This window comes from Actinokineospora guangxiensis, assembly GCF_042657845.1.
Taxonomy (GTDB): domain Bacteria; phylum Actinomycetota; class Actinomycetes; order Mycobacteriales; family Pseudonocardiaceae; genus Actinokineospora; species Actinokineospora guangxiensis.
Genome location: NZ_JBHSKF010000021.1, coordinates 92,861 through 109,656, shown reverse-complemented (window position 1 = coordinate 109,656; position 16,796 = coordinate 92,861). Strand labels below are relative to the sequence as shown.

Below are 16,796 nucleotides of genomic sequence, written 5' to 3'. Positions count from 1 at the left end.
TGGATGCCCAGCGGGGAGAGGACCTGGTTGATGGGGGAGAGGTTGGGCGCCTGTCTGGGTGAAGGGGGCGGGGGTGGTTTGCGTGCTTGTCTGGGGGAAGGGGGTGACGGGGCTGATGGGGCTTACCGGGCCGGTCGGGCGGGACTGGGCGTCGGTGGGGGTTAGTGGGCTCACGGGGTCGGTGGTGCGGGTGGCGACTGAGGTGTCGATGGAGAGGGTGGGTTTGGGCTGGGGGGTGGAGGTGTGGGTGTCGGCCAGGGCGGGGGTGCGGAGTTCGGGGACGGGGGTGTCCAGGAGGGACTGGCCTCGGGTGCCGGTGGTGGTCTGGGGGCCGGACTCCGTCACCACCGGAGCGCCCTTGGAGCCACCTCCCGTGGCGGACTGGTTGCTCTGCTGGGAGTTCGGCTGACCCGACTGGGTACTCGGCTGAGCGGACTGGTTGAGAGGCTGGCCAGACTGCGCGCCCGGCTGGCCCGTTGGGGTGCCCGGTTGGCCCGACTGAGTGCCCGGCTGGCCTGACTGACCAGTCTGGGTGTTCGGCTGGCCCGACTGCGTGACCGGCTGACCAGACTGGGTACCCGGCTGAGCAGGCTGACCGGTCTGAGTGCCCGGCTGACCAGACTGGGTGCCCAGCTGACCAGGCTGGGTGTTCGGCTGGCCCGACTGCGTCCCCAACTGGCCAGGCTGGGTGTTCGGCTGGCCGATCTGGGTGCTCGGCTGCGTGCTGGTTTGTAGGCCCGACTGTTGGGTCGGCGGCTGCGAGTTCTGCCCGCCCTGGACTGCCTGCGGACCCGACTGGGTCGAGTTGCCGCCTAGTGGGGCGGACTGCATACCGCCACCGAGGCCGCCTTGTCCCAGTTGGGTCGGGACGGGGCCGCCTTGCACCGTGGTGGGGGTCTGGTTGGCGGTCCACGGGTTTGTGTGCTGCTGGGTGGAGTCGTCGGTGGTGATGCGGGAGTCCGATCCGATCTGGCCTTCGCGCTGGCCGAAGCCGCCCTCGCCCTGGCGACTGGCCGTGCCGTCGAAGTCGCCGCGCGAATCGAGGCCGCGCGAATCAGTGCCGCGCGAATCGAGGCCGCGCGAATCAGTGCCGCGCGAATCAGTGCCGCGCGAATCGCCACGCGAATCGGTGCCGCGCTGCTCCGAGCCTTCACCCCGCTGTCCACCCGATTCCCGGCCGCCCTCACGACCCCCGGACTCCGTCACCACCGGCGAGCCATCGCCCGACGTCCCGCCCGATGTCCCGTCCGATGTGGTCCGCACCCCATCCTGCCCACCGCTGAACAGACTCCCGAACCGCCCCTCCCCCACACCGATGGGCTGCCCGCCCCCCGAGTACCCGCCACTGGTCTCCAGCGGCCCGTCCGGAATCACCAGCGGCTCGTTGAACACCGAGTCGCCGTCCGAAGTAGACCGGATCGAATCACCGTCGCCGTAGACCGAATCACCGTCAGATGTAGACCGTGATGAGTCGTTGTCTCCCAGCAGGGCCTGCTTCTCCGGGTCGACGGGAAGGGTTGGCGTGTCGAACTTCATCCCGAAACGTCCGGCGACATCCTTGGTGAAGTTGCCCACGGCCTGGTCCACCCTGGCGGACATGCCCTTGCTGCCGTGGTAGCCCGACGCGCCGCCGAGGATGCCCGCCCAGATCTCGTCGTCGTTGCCGGTGGCCATGTTGACGAAGGGGTTGCTGCCCGCGACCATGCCCATCTGGCCGCCCGCGTAGCCGATCTGGCCGACGCCGCGCACCCAGCCCGGTGGCTTGACGTTCTTCCCGATGCCCGCGATGCCCTTGCCGATGCCGTGGAACGCTCCGAATGCCGCGCCGCCGATCGCGCCGCCGACGACCGAGCCCTTGATGGACTCCCAGTCGATCTCGTCGCGGCCGCTGACGCCGTCCTTGCCGTCGAAGGCGATCTGGATTCCCTGGATGCTCAGGTCCAGGCCGCCCATGAACGCCGCGCCGCCCGCGGCGTACTTGCCCATCGTCCAGGTCAGCTTGGCGGCGAACTCGGCCGCCTTCTGCCAGGTCAGCTGGGTGATCTTCTTGACGATGGCCTTCCAGATCTCGCCGAGGGCGATGCGGCCCGCCGCCAGCGCGCCGGGGACGGCGAAGGCGCCGAAGAGGGAGGCGATGAGGGAGATCACCGTGGCCAGGACCATCGCCGCCATGGCGATGAGCATGATCTTGCCCTTTTGGATGTCCGCGGCGGCGGTCTTGGTCATCTTCGCGAACTCGCCCGCCGCGGTCTCGACCTCGCGCAGGCCGACGCCGACCTCCTTGAGGTAGTCGGCCAGCGCGTCGGCGGTCACGCCCTGCATGGCCTGGTTCAGCCGGGGGATCAGCGCCTCGATCTCGCCCGCCCGCAGGCCCGCCGAGTCCTGGAAGTCCAGCCACGCCTGCGACATCGCCTTGAGGCCGCCCTCGCTGCCCTCCGGCCAGGTCATGCCCAGGGTGACCTTGAAGAACTTCTGCAGACCGGCGGGCAGCTCGGTCGTCATGTGCGACCCCGCGCCGGTCACGCCCTCGCCGTCAGCCATCTCTCACAACACCTCCTTCCCATGGCCGACTGGCGAGTGCACTGCCACGATCACTCTGCGGTGGTTTCCAGGTCCAGGCGGCGAGCGGTCTCCTCATCGACGCTCGTCAGGACCTCACCGGTCTTCTTCGCGCTGTCCGCGGTGTTGACGATCCCCTCGGCCGCGGTGCCGCTGCCGAGGCGGACCTTCTCCGAGTTGCCCCAGTAGTTGGTCTCGAACGCCTTGCCGATCTCGTCGTCGCCCCAGCAGCCGGTGTACTGGCTGAGCGTGGTGGTGAGGCGCGCCTGGTCGTCCCCGAGGTTCGAGCCGGTGCGGCGCAGGTCGCCGGTGACCACGCCGAACTCCTGGCCGTCGAGGTAGAAGTCCTTAGCCATTGCGGCGTTCCTCTCGCTTGGTCGGGCGCGGGTCGTCGATGCCGAAGTCGCCCAGGGTCTGGAACATCGGGCCGATGAGGGCGCTGAGCATCTCGTCGGGCCGCACCTGGCCGCTGACGAGCCCGTCGAGGTCGAGGCCGGGGATGTCGCCGACGCCCATCAGCTCGGCCATCTTCTGCTGCGCCTGCTCCCGGCCCGCCCGCAGCGTCTCGATGATCACCGCGGCCAGCTGGGCGGGCGGCATGGCCCGGTACTTGGCCGCGTTGAAGGTGAGGTCGACCAGCTCGCCGCGGCCGTCGAAGGTCATCTCCAGCGAGTGGTCCTTGGCCCGCACCACGGTGGCGGCCTCGTCCCAGTGCTTGCCCAGGTCGGCCAGCTTGCGGGTCTCCCGCTCCAGGCTCGCGAAGGCGTCTTCCGCCGCCTGGGCGGGGTCCGCGGAGTTCCAGTCGGCCATGGCCATTCCCCTCGTCAGGTCTTGCGCCCCGTCAACCGGTCCAGCTCGGCGAACTTCTCGGCGAGCCGCGCCTGGACCTCGTCCTTGGACAGCTTCCGCTGCTGGGACTCACACGGCTCCGGGTCGCGCTGGGGTTCACGCCTGCCGACGGCCAGCGGCTCGCCGGTCACCGGGTCCCACAGCTCGGGCCGGAACTCGTTGGGCACCGCGGACATCCGGCCGCCCTGCTGGGACCCACCGCCCATGCCGCCCATCCCCATTCCGCCCATCATCATCGGCCCCATCGGCATCCCGCCCATGGGCGCGGACGCCGCCGTGCCGACCGGTCCCGGCGCCACGGGCCCGGCGACGACCTCGCCCGGCACCCGCAGCCCCTCCGGCCCGGCGCGCAGCTCGGGGGAGAACGCCTGCACCACTCCCCCGGCCGACCCGGATGACGAGGCCGCGATGACACCGCCCACGTCCGGCAGCGGCTTGGGCAGCGCGCCCGCGACATCCAGCCCGCCGCCGAGGGGCCGCTTGGCGAACCCCTGGTTCTCGTCCTGGCCCGACCCGTCCTGGCCCGCGACGACCGGGTGCCCCGAGGTCGCCGCGATCTGGGCGGCCACCTCCCCGGCCTTCGCGGCCACCACCGGCGGCGGGTCGACCGCCGTCCGGATGGGCTTCTCCTCGACCGGCTTGCCCTCGATCTCCGTCGGCACCGCCGACCCGATCTCCCGGCCGTCGGCCTTCCCGCCGATCGCGGCGTCCTCGCCGTCCGTGCCCCGCTCGACGGGCCTGGTCCCACCCGAGACCGTCTCCGGCAGCGTCCGCGCGTCCTGCTCCAGCGCGTCCTCGATGACGTCGCGGCGCAGGTCCAGGCTCTCGCGGGTGTCCTTGCCGTCCTTGCCCGCCTTCGACCCGGGCCCGCCCTTGGCCCCGGGGTCGGCTCCCCCGCGCGCCTCCGGCCTGCCCAGCACCCCGTGCGGGGCCATGTCCAGCCCGGAGCCGCGCTGCCCGAGCTGCCCGAGCTGGTCGCGGGGAGCGGCCGGGGCGCACCGCTGCCCGATGACCGCGTTCCCGGTCGGGTCGACCTGGTTGGCGGCGAACACCGCGCCCGGCCCGATCGGCGCCCAGCCCGGCCCGGACGGGTCGCCGCGGCCCAGCACGGACGAGTCGTGCCCGCCCCCGTTCTGCCCGCCGAACCCTCCCGAGCCCCCCGAACCGCCGAAGCCGCCCGACCCGCCGGAGCCCCCTGACCCGCCCGACCCGATGAACCCGCCCGCCTGGCCGCCGTCGCCGAAGCCGCCGAACCCGCCGCCGGGCAGGCGCGTCCCGACGAACTGGCCGGGCGCGCCCAAGGGCCCGCCCGCCAGCGGATCGGTGACCGCCGCGCGCACCACGGGCTGGTTGCCGCCGTTGGCGATGACCTGCGCCTTGTCCACGACGGTCGTGTCGGCCACCACCTGCGGCGCTTTGTAGGGCAGGACCGGCATCGCGTTGCCGACCTCCCAGTACGCCATGCGCAGGTCGCGCAGGACCTGCTTGGCCGAGTCCCCGGTCAGCTTGGCCGTCTCCTCGGGTGAGGGTCCGCCCGCCACCGGCGGCGCGCTCTCCAGCTGCGCCTTCTGGCCCTGCAGGTCGCGCAAGCGCCGCTGGTGGTCGGCGAGGCGGTCGGCCGCCGCGCGCAGCGTCGCGCCGTAGCCGGGGCTGTGCAGGTGCTGCAGCGCCCCGCTGACCTTGGCGGTCACCTCGCGCACGACGGCGTCGAAGTCGTCGGCGGCCCGGCCGGTCCACACCTCGCGCACGGCGTTCATCTCGCGCCGCACCTGGTCGAGGGCGTCCTGCATCCGGGCGCCCGCCTGGTCGAAGGCGGCGGCGCGGCGGTGGAACACCTCCGGGTCGACGCCGGTGACCAGCTGGGCGACCTGCTCGAAGGTGAGTCCTTCCAGCCACGGGTCGTCGGGGATCGGCTGCGGGTTGGGCGGGCTGTCCCCCATGGGTCAGGTCCTCGTCGTGCGGCCGAGGACGGCGTCGTCCTGGGCGTCCGGGTCGTCGCTCCAGGCGTCCTTGTCGGCCTGCAGCCAGATCTGCGGCTCGCGCTCGCTGCCCTGCTGGCCGCCGCCCATGCCCCCCATGCCGCCCATCCCCATCGGCATGCCGCCCATCGGCATCCCGCCCATGGGCATGCCGCCGGAGGAGCCGGGGAACGCCGCGCCCTGCGGGGTGCCGGACACGGTCTGCACGCCGCCGGTGGTGCTCAGGCCGCGCTGCTGGGCGACGTCGGTGTCGAACTGCGCGCGGGGCACCGCCTCGCCCGCTCCACCACCGCCGATGCCCCCGACGCCGCCGCCGCTGCCGAGCCCGCCGACGCCGCCACCCGAGCCGCCACCGGACCCGCCACCGCTGCCCCCGCCGCCGAGGAAGTCCTTCAGCTCGGCACCGGGCGCCTTGATCCCGTCGATGGCCTTGCCGACGGCGTCCTTGGCGTCGCGCAGCGCCTGCTTGGCCTCGGGGTCGTTCTCCTTGGCGATGAGGTCGTCCAGGGTCTTGCCGATCGTCTGCTTGGCCTCGCCGAGCGCGGCCTTGGCCTCCGGGTCCATCGAGCCGGGGCCGCCGGAGACGGTCGACGGCAGGTCGCTCTTGGTCGGGGTGATGCCGGAGATCGCCTCGCCGACGGCCTTCTTCGCGTCCTCAAGTGCCTTCTTGGCCTCGGGGTCGGTGGTCTTGGCGATGGCCTCGTCCAGCGCCTTGCTCGCCTCGGCTCCCGCCGACTTGAGCGCGTCGCCCGCCGGTCCGTCGCCGCCCGCGCCGATGGCGTCGATCGCCTTGCCGACGGCGTCCTTGGCGTCGTCCAGCGCCTTCTGCGCCTCGGGGTCGTCGGTCTTGTCGCCGATGCCGTCGATGGCGTCGAGCGCCTTGTCCTTGGCGTCGCCGAGCAGCCCTGCCTTCTCCGGGTCGATGTCGCCGATGGCGTCGCCGACGGCCTTCTTGGCGTCTTCGAGCGCCTTGCGCGCCTCGGGGTCGGTGGTCTTGCCGAGCGCGTCCTCCAGCGCCTTGTTGGCCGCCTCGCCCGCCTTCTGCAGGGCCGACTCCGCGCCGCCGCCGTCGGGCTTGATGTTGCCGATCGCCTCGCCCGCGGCCTTCTTGGCGTCTTCGAGGGCCTGCTTGGCCTCGGGGTCGTCGGTCTTGGCCTTGAGGTCGTCGAAGGCCTTGTCGGAGGCCTGCTTGGCCTCGTCCAGCGCGCTCTGGGCGTCGGTGTCCAGACCGTCGAGGGCGTCGCCGACAGCCTTCTTGGCGTCTTCGAGCGCCTTGTCGGCCTCCGGGTCGTCGGTCTTGTCGGCGATTCCGTCGATGGCGTCCATGGCCGCCTTCTTGGCGTCGTCCAGCGCCTTGGACTTCGGCGAGCCGCCGCCGGAACCGCCGCCGGTGCCGCCGCCCATGCCGCCGCCGAGCCCACCGCCCGAGCCGCCCAGGCCGTCGAGCGCGTCGCCCACGGCCTTCTTCGCGTCGTCCAGCGCCTTCTGGGCCTCCGGGTCGGTGGTGCCGCCCTTGATGCCGTCGATGGCCTTGTTCGCCGCGTCCTTGGCCGCGTCGAGCGCCCCGCCCGCGCCGGGGACTCCGCCGCCTGAGCCACCGCCGGTGCCGCCCCCGGTGCCACCGCCCACACCGTCGAGCGCTTTGCCGACGGCGTCCTTCGCCTCGTCCAGGGCGGCTTGGGCCTCCGGGTCGGTGGTCTTGGCCTTGACCCCGTCGATGGCGTCCATCGCGGCCTTCTTCGCCGCGTCGGCCGCCCCGCCCGTGCCCCCGCCAGTCCCACCGCCAGTCCCACCGCCCGCAGCGCCCAGGGGGTCGACGCCCGCGGTCTGGCCGGACATCAACTCCTGGCCCGGCGTGCCCATCGCCGCCTCGGCCAGCCTGCCCGCGTTGAAGTTGGCCGGGACGTTCTGCTGCTGCTCGTCGGTGTCCGGCGGGTTGTACTGGTTCTCGTCGTCGTTGTTCGAGTTGTTGTTGTTGTTATTGTTGTTGTCCCCGCCACTGGACGGCTGGTCGCCGCCGGCGATGTAGAGCGGGGCCAGGTCTTGGCCGCGGGCGTTGTACTGCCGGACCATCTCGCCCAGCAGCTCTTGGAGGCTGGTGATGAGCGCCTTCTCCGCGGCGTCGTTGACCTGGTCCATCCTCGTGTTGAGGTTGTCGATGACGGTCTGGGCGTCCTCGACGGTCTGGATGCGCTCCTGCTCTGCCGCGGCGAGGGCGACCACCTTGACCTCGGCGTCCTTGCGGTTGGCCTCGGACTCCTCGATGATGCGCCACCACTCGGTGGCGAACCACTGGATGCAGTGGCCGATGTCGCCGACCTTGGTGCCGAACTGCTTGGCGTGCAGGGTGTTGTACAGCTCCTGGCTCTCGGTGAGCACCTCGCGGAGGAAGCCGTTGTAGGCGTCGCCCGCGACGCCCTTGAGGTTGTCGGCGAGGACCTTGACCTCTTTGGCTATCGCGTCGTTGACCTCGCCGAGGCGCTTGGTCGCGGCGTCGACCTGGGTCTGTAGCCGGTACCACGCCTCCGCCGTGTGGTTGCCGGAGTCGCTGGACTGCCCGCCGCCGTCCTGGGTGATCAGACCCGCCGTGACATCGATCAGCTTCTCAAGGGTGTCATAGGCCGAGACGGGCATGTGCGGCGCTGAGGCGTTGTAGATACCGACATCCGGGATCGCAGCCATGTTTCCAACCTTGTCGATGGGTACGGGCGGGCTCGTGGCCGGTCAGTACTTGAGCGGGTCGTTCAGGTCGTCGTTGTAGCCGTCGCCGTCGGTGGCGTTGCCGTCGCCGCGCGGGGTGTAGTTGCGGTGGTCCTTCTCGGTGTTGCTGTCCCAGGTGTCCCATTCGCCCTGGATGCGCGTGGTCAGCTTGTCGAGCACACCCTTGATCTTCTCGGCGTTGCCGCCGTCGAGGTTGTCGAAGTCCTCGGCGATCTGCAGCAGCGAGGTCTGCGAGCTCTCCAGCGTCAACCTCAGGTGCTCGGCATGGGCGACGATCGCGTTGCGGCGGTCGTCGACGATGCGCTCCAGCCACTGCGCCAGCGGGAACTTGCCCGCGTTGGGCCAGTGCGGCTTCAGCTCGTTGAAGTCGTCCATGTCGTCCAGCAGCGTGCCCAGCTTGTTCGCCGCGGCCTCGATGGCCTCCTTGTCGTACTCGGTGGCCGCCACGTCACACCCGCTGCCCGTCGAGCTGGGCGAGGTCCTCCTGCACGCGCACGCGCAGGCCCGCCACGACCGCGCGGATCTTCTCGGCGGTGCCCTCGTCGGTGTTCTCGACGTCGGTGGCGACCTTGTGCAGCGCCTTGGCGATCTCGGTCAGCGAGGTCCGCAGCTGCTCGGCGTGCACGATGACGCCGGTGCGGCGGTCGTCCACGATGGCCTGGAGCTGCTGGGCGAGGTCGAAGTCGCCCAGCGCGGGCCAGGCGGCCCGCAGCTCGGTGAAGGCGGACATGTCGTCCATGATCCGCCCGATGTTGGCCGCCGAGCCCTTGACGGCTTCGACGTTGAGGTTCGTCCCGGTCATCTCGTGCCTCCTGTGGACGGATCGGTGTCCTGCGGGTGCGTGCCGGACGGCGGCGCGCCCGGCACGCGCACCGCAGGTCTCAGCTGTAGACGTTCTTGCCGCCGCGCGCGTCCATGTCCTGCATGTCGTTGGCGCCCTGCTGGAAGGTGGCCTTCAGCTGCTCCAGGATGCCGACGTTCTCGCGCAGGTCCTTCTCCAGGTCGTCGCACAGGGCGTTGTAGGCGAGCGCGGTGGAGCCCTCCCAGCCGACCATGATCGCCTTGACCTGCTGCTGCTGCTCGTCGGTCTGGTTGGCGATCTCCTGCGCCTTCTTCTGCATCATCGAGATCGCCACGTCGATGGCCTCGTAGTCGTACCTGATCATCGCTGTCTCCAGTTCGCCGTGAGGGGGTCGTGAGGAGCGGAGGGGTTACCTGCCGCCCAGGAAGTTGCCGGTCTCGATCGGGATGTTCATGATCTGGCTGTTGAGGCTCTCGTCCGTGGCCTCCTGGCCGTCGGCCTCGCGGCGGATGTTCTGCGCCATGGCCTCCATGTGCGAGATCACCGTCTTCTTGACCGACTCGACCCACGAGTCGGTGCTGGTGCTCAGCGCCCGGGTCGCCGCGCTGCCGCTGGCCTGCAGGACGTTCTGCACGTCGACCTTGAGCTGGTCGAGCTGCCCGACGATGTTCTCGCGGGTCTGGTCGTGGTTGCTTGCCTGCTTGTGGATCTCGACGGGGTCGAGCTGGGTTGAGCGCGACATCGCGGGTCTCCTGTCGTTGTCTTCCTGTCAAAGCCCAGGTCTCCGAGCTACCCCAACGCTAGGTCGGGCGGCTCGGCGGCGGGCGGGTCCGGGAGCCGGGAGGGGAAGGAAGCGGAGTTCCCCTCATGAGCCTCAGGGGGCGGGGGCCTGCACGCTCAGCGCGCCTTCCTGGCTGAGCAGCGGCCCGGTCGGCAGCAGGTCGAGCATGGCCGCGGGCATGGCCACGGCGGTCTGCTCGGTGTAGCCGAGCGCCTTGACGACGTCCGCGCCCGCCAGCGGGTACTTCATCCCGGTCTCGGTGATGAGGTACACCGTGGTCATCGCGATGTCCGGTGTGGACTGCTCGCGCACGAGCACGCCGCCGCCCGCCGGGATCGCCACCCGGTCGGCGGTCACGCCCGCCTGGTGCGCGGCGACCGGCATCGAGTCGGTGTGGACGGAGGCGGGCAGCACGCCCGCCGCGGCGCGCATCCCGGCTTCCCCGTCCGGGGTGAAGGCGACGCACAGCGCGGTGTCGGCGCTCGGCTGCAGGATCTCCGGCGGCGTCCTGGGCAGGGTGCCGACCAGGTCGGGGTCGCCTCCCGAGGCGGGGACGCCGGTCAGCGCGCCGGGGCCGACCTCGATCGGGGTGACCGCTGTGCCCGGATAGGCCTGTTTGGTGAACGGCGCGGCCAGCAGGAGCGCCGCGGTCGTCGGGGAGAGCGGGGCGACGCCGTCGGAGCGCACGAGGTAGAGCTGGTCGGTGCCGATGGCGGGGTTGCGGACCAGGTACACCTGGCCGACGGTGCTCGGCCCGCCGTCGATCCTCGGCCCCGCCGTGCCGACCCCGCTGGGGGCGCGCACGGCCAGGTCCGGGCCCTGCGGGATCGGGTTGAGCCACGCGGTGGTGACCGCCAGCGGGTCCACGCCGCTGTAGCCGAGCGCGGTGGCCTCGGTGCGGCCCGGGATGCGGTGCCGCACGCCCTGCCACACGAGGAAGTCGGTGCCGTCGGGGGCGCGCACCAGCAGCGCGCGCTGCCCGGCTGGATCCAGCGCGGGGGCCTGCCCGACCAGCAGCGTCGAGGACGGCCCGCCGGCCTGGGGACCGGTGCCCGGGGGCTGCGCGCAGACCGTCCACGGGCCGGTGTCGAGCGCCTTCGCCCCGGGCAGCGCGTCGGGGGCGTCGGGGATGCCGATGGGCTGGCCGACCGGGGTCCCGTCCAGCGACTTCTGCGAGACCTCGAAGATCTTGCCGCCGCCCGCGCCGCCCGCGGCCAGGCGGGCCGAGGAGTAGTTGAGCACCGGGCGCAGCTGGCCGTCGAGGAAGACGTAGCGCGCGCCGGAGTCCTCGTTCATGACGATGGCCCCCGCGTGCCGCCAGGACGTGTCGCCACCGGGCACGAAGAGGCCGTAGATGCCGAAGATGCCCATGAGGACGGCCCCGACGACCACGCCGAGGAACGTCCCGGTGTTCAGCCGCTTGTTGGGCTGCTGGAGCACATCGGGCTTGCCGTGCACGACGGCGGCCACGAGCCTGCCGACCACGAAGAAGTAGGCCTGTACCTGATCCCGGCGCGACTGCATCTCTCAGCCCGCCAATCCGCGCATCCAGGCGTACACGCCCAGGACCTGCAGCAGGATCGGGATCACCGCGACGGCGGTGAGCGACTCCAGGATCTCCACGGCGCGGCCCCAGTACGGCTTCTGCCGCTTGCCGGGCATCATCCTGCTGAACAGCAGCAGGACGGCGCCGACGCCGAGCAGCGGCAGGAACACCGCGAGCAGCCGCCCGCCCTCGGTGCGCTCCTCCGCGATCTGCGCGAGGTTGGCGATGACGGTGACGACGGCGGGGGTCAGGATCGCCCAGCGCTGCACGACGCCGCTGGGGTGGCGGGTGCGCAGCAGCAGCAGGAACGCCACGACCAGCGACAGCGTCATCGTCCAGCCGGTGCCGCCGAAGACCAGCAGCGGAAGCAGCACCGACAGCGCCGCGCCGAGGCCCACGTGCAGGGCGGTGGAGTAGCCGACGGTGGCGGTGCCGCGCTCCACGACCATCCTGGCCGGGACCGGGTCGATGTCCTCGTCCAGCTCGGGGGCGTCCGAGGGCAGCATCGGCAGGGTCAGCCCGGAGAGCCGGAAGGCGGTGGCGGGCAGGAACACGCCGACGATCAGGCACACCGACAGCCCGATCCCCACCGCCTGCGGCACGGCCAGGTCGGCGACGATCGCGATCAGCGCGGTGACCCCGATCGCCAGCACGAACAGGATCGCGCCGGTGAACAGCAGTGCCGCGTCGGCCACCAGGAACCCGCCCGCGCACAGCGCCAGGAACGCCGCCGTCACCGCGACCGCGACCTCGACGGGGAAGGACGCCAGCGGGGCGATCGCGTGCACCAGCAGCACCCCGCCGACGGCGGCGTAGCAGACCGCGGTGCCCGCCAGGATCGTCGCGGCGTGCGGGTCGGTGGCGCCGCGCGCGGCCAGGGCGCTGCCGCCGAGCAGCAGCACCGCGCAGGCCAGCGCGATCGTCGCCTGCAGGCCGACCGCGCCGACGCCGGGCAGCAGGGCCAGGCCGAAGAGCAGGGTGGCCGCGCTGCCCACCCGGAACATCCACCGGGTGTGCTGGGGCCGCCAGGCGCCCGGGTGCTCGCGGACCTGCTCGCCGACGCCGTCGACCAGGTCGTCGTAGTCGATCGGGGCGAGCTGGTCGGCGCGCGGGCGCAGGTACAGCGTCTCCCCGTCGAGCAGGTTCAGCTCGGCCAGGGTGCGGTCCTCGTCCAGCGGGGCGTCGCCGACGCGCTGCACGACCCAGCCCTCGTGGTCGGCGCCCTGCTCGACCCAGTCGGCCCCGAACTGGGGCAGCACGGCGGGCAGCAGGTCGGTCAGCGTCGCCTCGGTCGGCAGCGCGACCTCGGTGACACCGCCGCCCAGGACGAAGCGCAGCCGGGCCGACGTGCCGATCGTCGCCGTGCGCTGCTGTGTCTGCTCTTCCATCTGGCACCAGGTCCTTCCTGCCTGCGGGCCCACTCCCGGAATCAAGGCGAACCTAACGGGGGCCGCCGCACGAGAACCCTGTAGCGGAGCCCGCACGCGCCAAGTGGGGGAAGTCCACTCACCGAGGGAGAGCGACATGAGCACGGTCTTGTTCGCGCGCCGCGCACGGCGGCCCAAACCGGCCGTGCCGGGCGACGAGATCCAGATCCAGGAGCCGCCCGCGGTCCCGGAGGACCAGGGCGGCGGGATCAGCTCGGTGCTGATGTACGCCCCGATGGGCCTGGGCTCCATCGCGATGGTGCTGATGTTCGTGCGGCCCGGCTCCGGGCTGATGTCCTACATCGGCGGCGGCATGATGCTGGTGTCGGTCATCGGCATGCTCGTGGTGCAGATGGTGCGCAACTCGGTGACGCACAAGCAGAAGCTGCACGGGCACCGCCGCGACTACATCCGCTACCTGGCGCAGCTGCGCGGCCGGGTCCGCAAGGCGCTGACCGCCCAGCAGCGGGCCGCGCGCTGGGTGCACCCGGACCCGCGCGCGCTGTGGTCGATCGCGCTGGGCTACCGGCTGTGGGAGCGGCGACCGGCCCAGGACGACTTCGGCGAGGTCCGCATCGGGGTGGGCACGCAGCGCTCGGCGATGAAGCTGCTGCCGCCGGACACCAAGCCGATCGAGGACCTCGAACCGCTGGCCGCGCACGCGCTGCGCCGGTTCCTGCGGGCGTACTCGACGCTGCCGAACGCCCCGATCGCGGTGTACCTGCGCGGGTTCGGCCAGATCCAGTTCGGCGGCGACGACGCCGCCGTGCTGGGGCTGGTGCGCGCGATGCTGGGCCAGCTCGCCACCGCGCACGCGCCCGGCGACGTGCGGATCGCGCTGTGCGCCGAGGACGACCGGGTGCAGCGCTGGGACTGGCTGAAATGGCTGCCGCACAACCAGGACCTCGAAGCCCGCGACGCCGCGGGCCCGCGGCGGCTGGTGGCCGACTCGATCGGCGAGGTGGAGGCCCTGCTCGGCGGGGCGGCGTTCACCGGCAGGCCCCGCTTCGAGGCCGACACGCCGGTGACCGCGTCCGAGCCGTACGTGGTGCTCATCGTCGACGGCGTCAGCGTCCCCGCCGACCACCGCGCCGCCGACGAGGGCTACCGCAACGCGGTGGTCATCGACGTCTCCGGCAGCCTGCCCTGGCAGCAGCGGCCGGGCGTGCTGTTCCTGGAGGTCACCGCCGAGCAGGCGAGCACCGTCTCCTTCGACCGCCTCGGCAGGCCCGCGAGCAAACCGCTGTGCAGGCCGGACGCGATGAGCGAGCGGGGCGCGTCCGCGCTGGCCAGGACGATGGCCCGCTACCGGGTCGGCGAGGTCTCCGAGGACGATGAGCCGATGGCCGCCGACTACGAGCTGGCCGGTCTGCTCGGCCTCGGCGACGTCGCCCACTTCGACCCGGTCCGCTACCGCCGCGAGCGGATGACCGCCAAGCGGCGGCTGCGCGTGCCGATCGGCATCGCGGGCAACGGCACCCCGATGGAGCTGGACCTCAAGGAGGCCGCCGAGGACGGCATGGGCCCGCACGGGCTGTGCGTCGGGGCGACCGGCTCCGGCAAGAGCGAGCTGCTGCGCACGCTGGTGCTGGCGCTGGCGGCGACGCACTCCTCCGAGGACCTGAACTTCGTCCTGGTGGACTTCAAGGGCGGCGCGGCGTTCCTCGGCTTCGACCAGCTGCCGCACACCTCGGCGGTGATCACGAACCTGTCCGAGGAGCTGGAGCTGGTCGACCGCATGCAGGACGCGCTGACCGGCGAGATGAACCGCCGCCAGGAGTACCTGCGCGCGGCGGGAAACTACGCCTCCCGCCGCGACTACGAGGCCGCCCGCGCCCAGGGCGTGCCGCTGGAGCCGATGCCCGCGCTGTTCATCGTGGTGGACGAGTTCTCCGAGATGCTCTCCAGCAAGCCGGAGTTCATCGACGTGTTCGCCATGATCGGGCGCCTGGGCCGAAGCCTCGGCGTGCACCTGCTGCTGGCCTCCCAGCGCCTGGACGAGGGCCGCATCCACAAGGTGGAGACGCACCTGTCGTACCGGATCGGCCTGCGCACGTTCTCGGCGATGGAGAGCCGCAGCGTCATCGGCGTGCCGGACGCCTACGAGCTGCCCAACAGCCCCGGCAACGGCTACCTGCGCCCGGACACCCAGACGCTGGTGCGCTTCAAGGGCGCATACTCGTCCTCGCCGTACCGCCCGAAGCGGCGCGGCCCGGTGGACAAGTCGGTGGAGCAGCGCGTGGTGCCCTTCGGCGTGGGCTACGTCGAGCCGCAGGCCCGGCCCGAGCCGGAGCCCGAGCCCGTCGAGGAGCCGGAGGGCACCGACACGGTGCTGGACGTGCTGATCACCAAGCTGCGCGACGTCGGGCCGCGCGCGCACCAGGTGTGGCTGCCGCCGCTGAAGAAGTCGGCGACGCTGGACCAGCTGCTGCCCCCGCTGGTGGACGACCCGGAGCTGGGCCCGCGCCCGGTCGGCAACCTGCAGACGGCGAACCTGACCGTCCCGGTGGGCCTGATCGACCTGCCCGCGCAGCAGAAGCGCGAGCTGCTGCTGGCGGACCTGTCCGGCAGCAAGGGCAACGTGGCGGTGGTGGGTGGTCCGCAGAGCGGCAAGAGCACCATGCTGCGCACGATGATCGCGGGCCTGGCGCTGACCCACACGGCGGCCGAGGTCCAGTTCTACTGCCTGGACTTCGGCGGCACGCTGACCGCCCTGGCCAAGCTCCCGCACGTCGGATCGATCGCCAACCGCCTCGACCGCGACCGGGTCACCCGGACGGTGCTGGAGGTGACGAACCTGATGGCCAAGCGCGAGGCCATCTTCGCCGACCACAACATCGACTCGATGGCCTCCTACCGCCGCGCCCGCCGGGCGGGCCGCTACCACGACATCGACCCGTACGGAGACGTGTTCCTGGTGGTCGACGGCTGGTACTCGATCCGCCAGGACTTCGAGGAGATCGAGGACCGCTTCACCGAGCTGGCCGCCCGCGGCCTGAGCTTCGGCATCCACCTGGTGATCGCGTCGAACCGCTGGTCGGAGATGCGCCCATGGCTGCGCGACGTGCTGGGCACCCGCTTCGAGCTGAAACTGGGCGACCCGGTCGACTCGGAGGTCAACAGCCGCTTCGCCGCCACCGTGCCCGCCATCCCCGGCCGCGGCATCACCCCCGACCGCCTGCACTTCCTGGCCGCCCTGCCCCGCATCGACGGCTCGTCGGACACCGAGGACCTGGCCGAGGCCACCGTCGAACTGGCCGAATCCCTCGCCCTCCCCACGGCCCCCGCGGCCCCCAAGGTCCGCCTCCTGCCCCACCTGCTGACCGCCCGCGAACTCCCCGCCCCCACCGCCCCCGGCCCCACCGCCGAGATGCGCGTCCCCCTGGGCATCGACGACGTCGAAATGGCCCCCCTCTGGCACGACTTCGACGCCAGCCCCCACCTCCTCATCTACGGCGACGCCGAATCCGGCAAAACCAACCTCCTACGCCACATCGCCCGCTCAGTCGCCGCCCACCACACCAACGACCAGGCCCGAGTGATGTTCGGCGACTTCCGCCGAGAACTCCACGACTCCATCCCCACCACCCACCAACTGGAGTACGCCGTCGGCGCCGAAGCCCTCACCAAGTCGATCGCGGGCGCCACGCAGGTCCTCAAGAGCCGAATCCCCGGCCCTGAGATCACGCCCGGCCGGCTTCCCCTTCGCGACTGGTGGGAGGGCGGGAGGCTCTACATCATCATTGATGACTTCGAGTTGGCCGAGGCCTCCGGGTCGGGGCCGCTGGATCCGCTCATTCCCCTGCTGCCCCAGGCGGCTGACATCGGGGTCCACATCATCATCGCCCGCAGCACGACTGGAGGTAGCCGGTCGATGTCCAACCAGGCGGTCCGGCGGATGTGGGAGCTGGGGACGCCTGCTGTGCTGCTGTCCTGTCCGAAGACGGAGGGGTCGTTCTTGGGCAACCTCAAGCCTCGGACGCTGCCGCCGGGGCGGGCGCAGTTCATCAACCGGCGGAGGGCTGTGCGGTTGGTGCAGACGCCGCTGGTGGAGGGCTTCGCGAAGCCGGAGAACAGCTAGGCGGTTGATTATCCGCAGAGGACTGTGGCCCGTTCCTGACGAGAGTCGGGA

12 protein-coding genes are annotated in these 16,796 nt (G+C 71.8%); 1 reads left to right on the top strand and 11 read right to left on the bottom strand.

All coding sequences use genetic code 11. The annotated features are described in order from the left end of the window. The 11 genes from ACFPM7_RS29230 to eccD form a co-directional block, all read right to left on the bottom strand. A partial coding sequence (locus ACFPM7_RS29230) for a WXG100-like domain-containing protein (protein ID WP_465251847.1) occupies positions 1-2,541 on the bottom strand: 2,541 nt, incomplete at its 3' end. A gap of 50 nt (positions 2,542-2,591) precedes the next feature. Further along, entirely contained in the window at positions 2,592-2,915 is a 324-nt protein-coding gene (locus ACFPM7_RS29225; protein WP_378251060.1) for a hypothetical protein, read from the bottom strand. Continuing rightward, the gene (locus ACFPM7_RS29220; protein WP_378251059.1) at positions 2,908-3,369 is read right to left on the bottom strand and encodes a YbaB/EbfC family nucleoid-associated protein; all 462 of its coding nucleotides are present in this window, start codon (positions 3,367-3,369) and stop codon (positions 2,908-2,910) included. The genes ACFPM7_RS29225 and ACFPM7_RS29220 overlap by 8 nt, the downstream gene beginning before the upstream one ends. Positions 3,370-3,383: 14 nt before the next feature. Next, positions 3,384-5,348: a WXG100 family type VII secretion target gene (locus ACFPM7_RS29215; protein ID WP_378251058.1), complete on the bottom strand. Its 1,965-nt coding sequence runs from the start codon at positions 5,346-5,348 to the stop codon at positions 3,384-3,386. A 3-nt stretch (positions 5,349-5,351) separates the two neighbouring features. Beyond that, complete coding sequence (locus ACFPM7_RS29210; RefSeq protein ID WP_378251057.1) at positions 5,352-8,069, bottom strand: hypothetical protein; 2,718 nt, start codon at positions 8,067-8,069, stop codon at positions 5,352-5,354. Between the two features lie 42 nt (positions 8,070-8,111). Further along, the gene (locus tag ACFPM7_RS29205) at positions 8,112-8,555 is read right to left on the bottom strand and encodes a hypothetical protein (RefSeq protein ID WP_378251056.1); all 444 of its coding nucleotides are present in this window, start codon (positions 8,553-8,555) and stop codon (positions 8,112-8,114) included. Position 8,556: 1 nt separating this feature from the next. Beyond that, a complete protein-coding gene (locus tag ACFPM7_RS29200) occupies positions 8,557-8,910 on the bottom strand; it encodes a hypothetical protein (RefSeq protein WP_378251055.1) in 354 nt (117 codons plus the stop codon). Between the two features lie 79 nt (positions 8,911-8,989). After that, positions 8,990-9,274, bottom strand: coding sequence for a WXG100 family type VII secretion target (locus tag ACFPM7_RS29195; RefSeq protein WP_378251054.1), 285 nt, complete (start codon positions 9,272-9,274; stop codon positions 8,990-8,992). Between the two features lie 45 nt (positions 9,275-9,319). Further along, complete coding sequence (locus ACFPM7_RS29190) at positions 9,320-9,652, bottom strand: hypothetical protein (protein WP_378251053.1); 333 nt, start codon at positions 9,650-9,652, stop codon at positions 9,320-9,322. 132 nt (positions 9,653-9,784) lie between these two features. Next, entirely contained in the window at positions 9,785-11,215 is a 1,431-nt protein-coding gene (eccB, locus tag ACFPM7_RS29185) for a type VII secretion protein EccB (RefSeq protein WP_378251052.1), read from the bottom strand. Between the two features lie 3 nt (positions 11,216-11,218). Beyond that, on the bottom strand, positions 11,219-12,625 hold the full coding sequence (gene eccD, locus ACFPM7_RS29180) for a type VII secretion integral membrane protein EccD (protein WP_378251051.1): 1,407 nt from the start codon (positions 12,623-12,625) through the stop codon (positions 11,219-11,221). Between the two features lie 136 nt (positions 12,626-12,761). On the opposite strand from eccD, the gene eccCa reads away from it, so the two are divergent. Continuing rightward, positions 12,762-16,745 carry a type VII secretion protein EccCa gene (eccCa, locus tag ACFPM7_RS29175; RefSeq protein ID WP_378251050.1) on the top strand — a complete coding sequence of 1,328 codons (3,984 nt, stop codon included), beginning with the start codon at positions 12,762-12,764 and terminating at the stop codon, positions 16,743-16,745. The last annotated feature ends 51 nt before the right edge of the window (positions 16,746-16,796 follow it).

What these genes read in the sequence shown, in the direction of transcription:
- ACFPM7_RS29225 (WP_378251060.1), bottom strand. Translation starts at nt 2,915, where the DNA reads ATGGCTAAGGACTTCTACCTCGACGGCCAGGAGTTCGGCGTGGTCACC.
- ACFPM7_RS29220 (WP_378251059.1), bottom strand. Translation starts at nt 3,369, where the DNA reads ATGGCCGACTGGAACTCCGCGGACCCCGCCCAGGCGGCGGAAGACGCC.
- ACFPM7_RS29215 (WP_378251058.1), bottom strand. Translation starts at nt 5,348, where the DNA reads ATGGGGGACAGCCCGCCCAACCCGCAGCCGATCCCCGACGACCCGTGG.
- ACFPM7_RS29210 (WP_378251057.1), bottom strand. Translation starts at nt 8,069, where the DNA reads ATGGCTGCGATCCCGGATGTCGGTATCTACAACGCCTCAGCGCCGCAC.
- ACFPM7_RS29200 (WP_378251055.1), bottom strand. Translation starts at nt 8,910, where the DNA reads ATGACCGGGACGAACCTCAACGTCGAAGCCGTCAAGGGCTCGGCGGCC.
- ACFPM7_RS29195 (WP_378251054.1), bottom strand. Translation starts at nt 9,274, where the DNA reads ATGATCAGGTACGACTACGAGGCCATCGACGTGGCGATCTCGATGATG.
- ACFPM7_RS29190 (WP_378251053.1), bottom strand. Translation starts at nt 9,652, where the DNA reads ATGTCGCGCTCAACCCAGCTCGACCCCGTCGAGATCCACAAGCAGGCA.
- eccB (WP_378251052.1), bottom strand. Translation starts at nt 11,215, where the DNA reads ATGCAGTCGCGCCGGGATCAGGTACAGGCCTACTTCTTCGTGGTCGGC.
- eccD (WP_378251051.1), bottom strand. Translation starts at nt 12,625, where the DNA reads ATGGAAGAGCAGACACAGCAGCGCACGGCGACGATCGGCACGTCGGCC.
- eccCa (WP_378251050.1), top strand. Translation starts at nt 12,762, where the DNA reads ATGAGCACGGTCTTGTTCGCGCGCCGCGCACGGCGGCCCAAACCGGCC.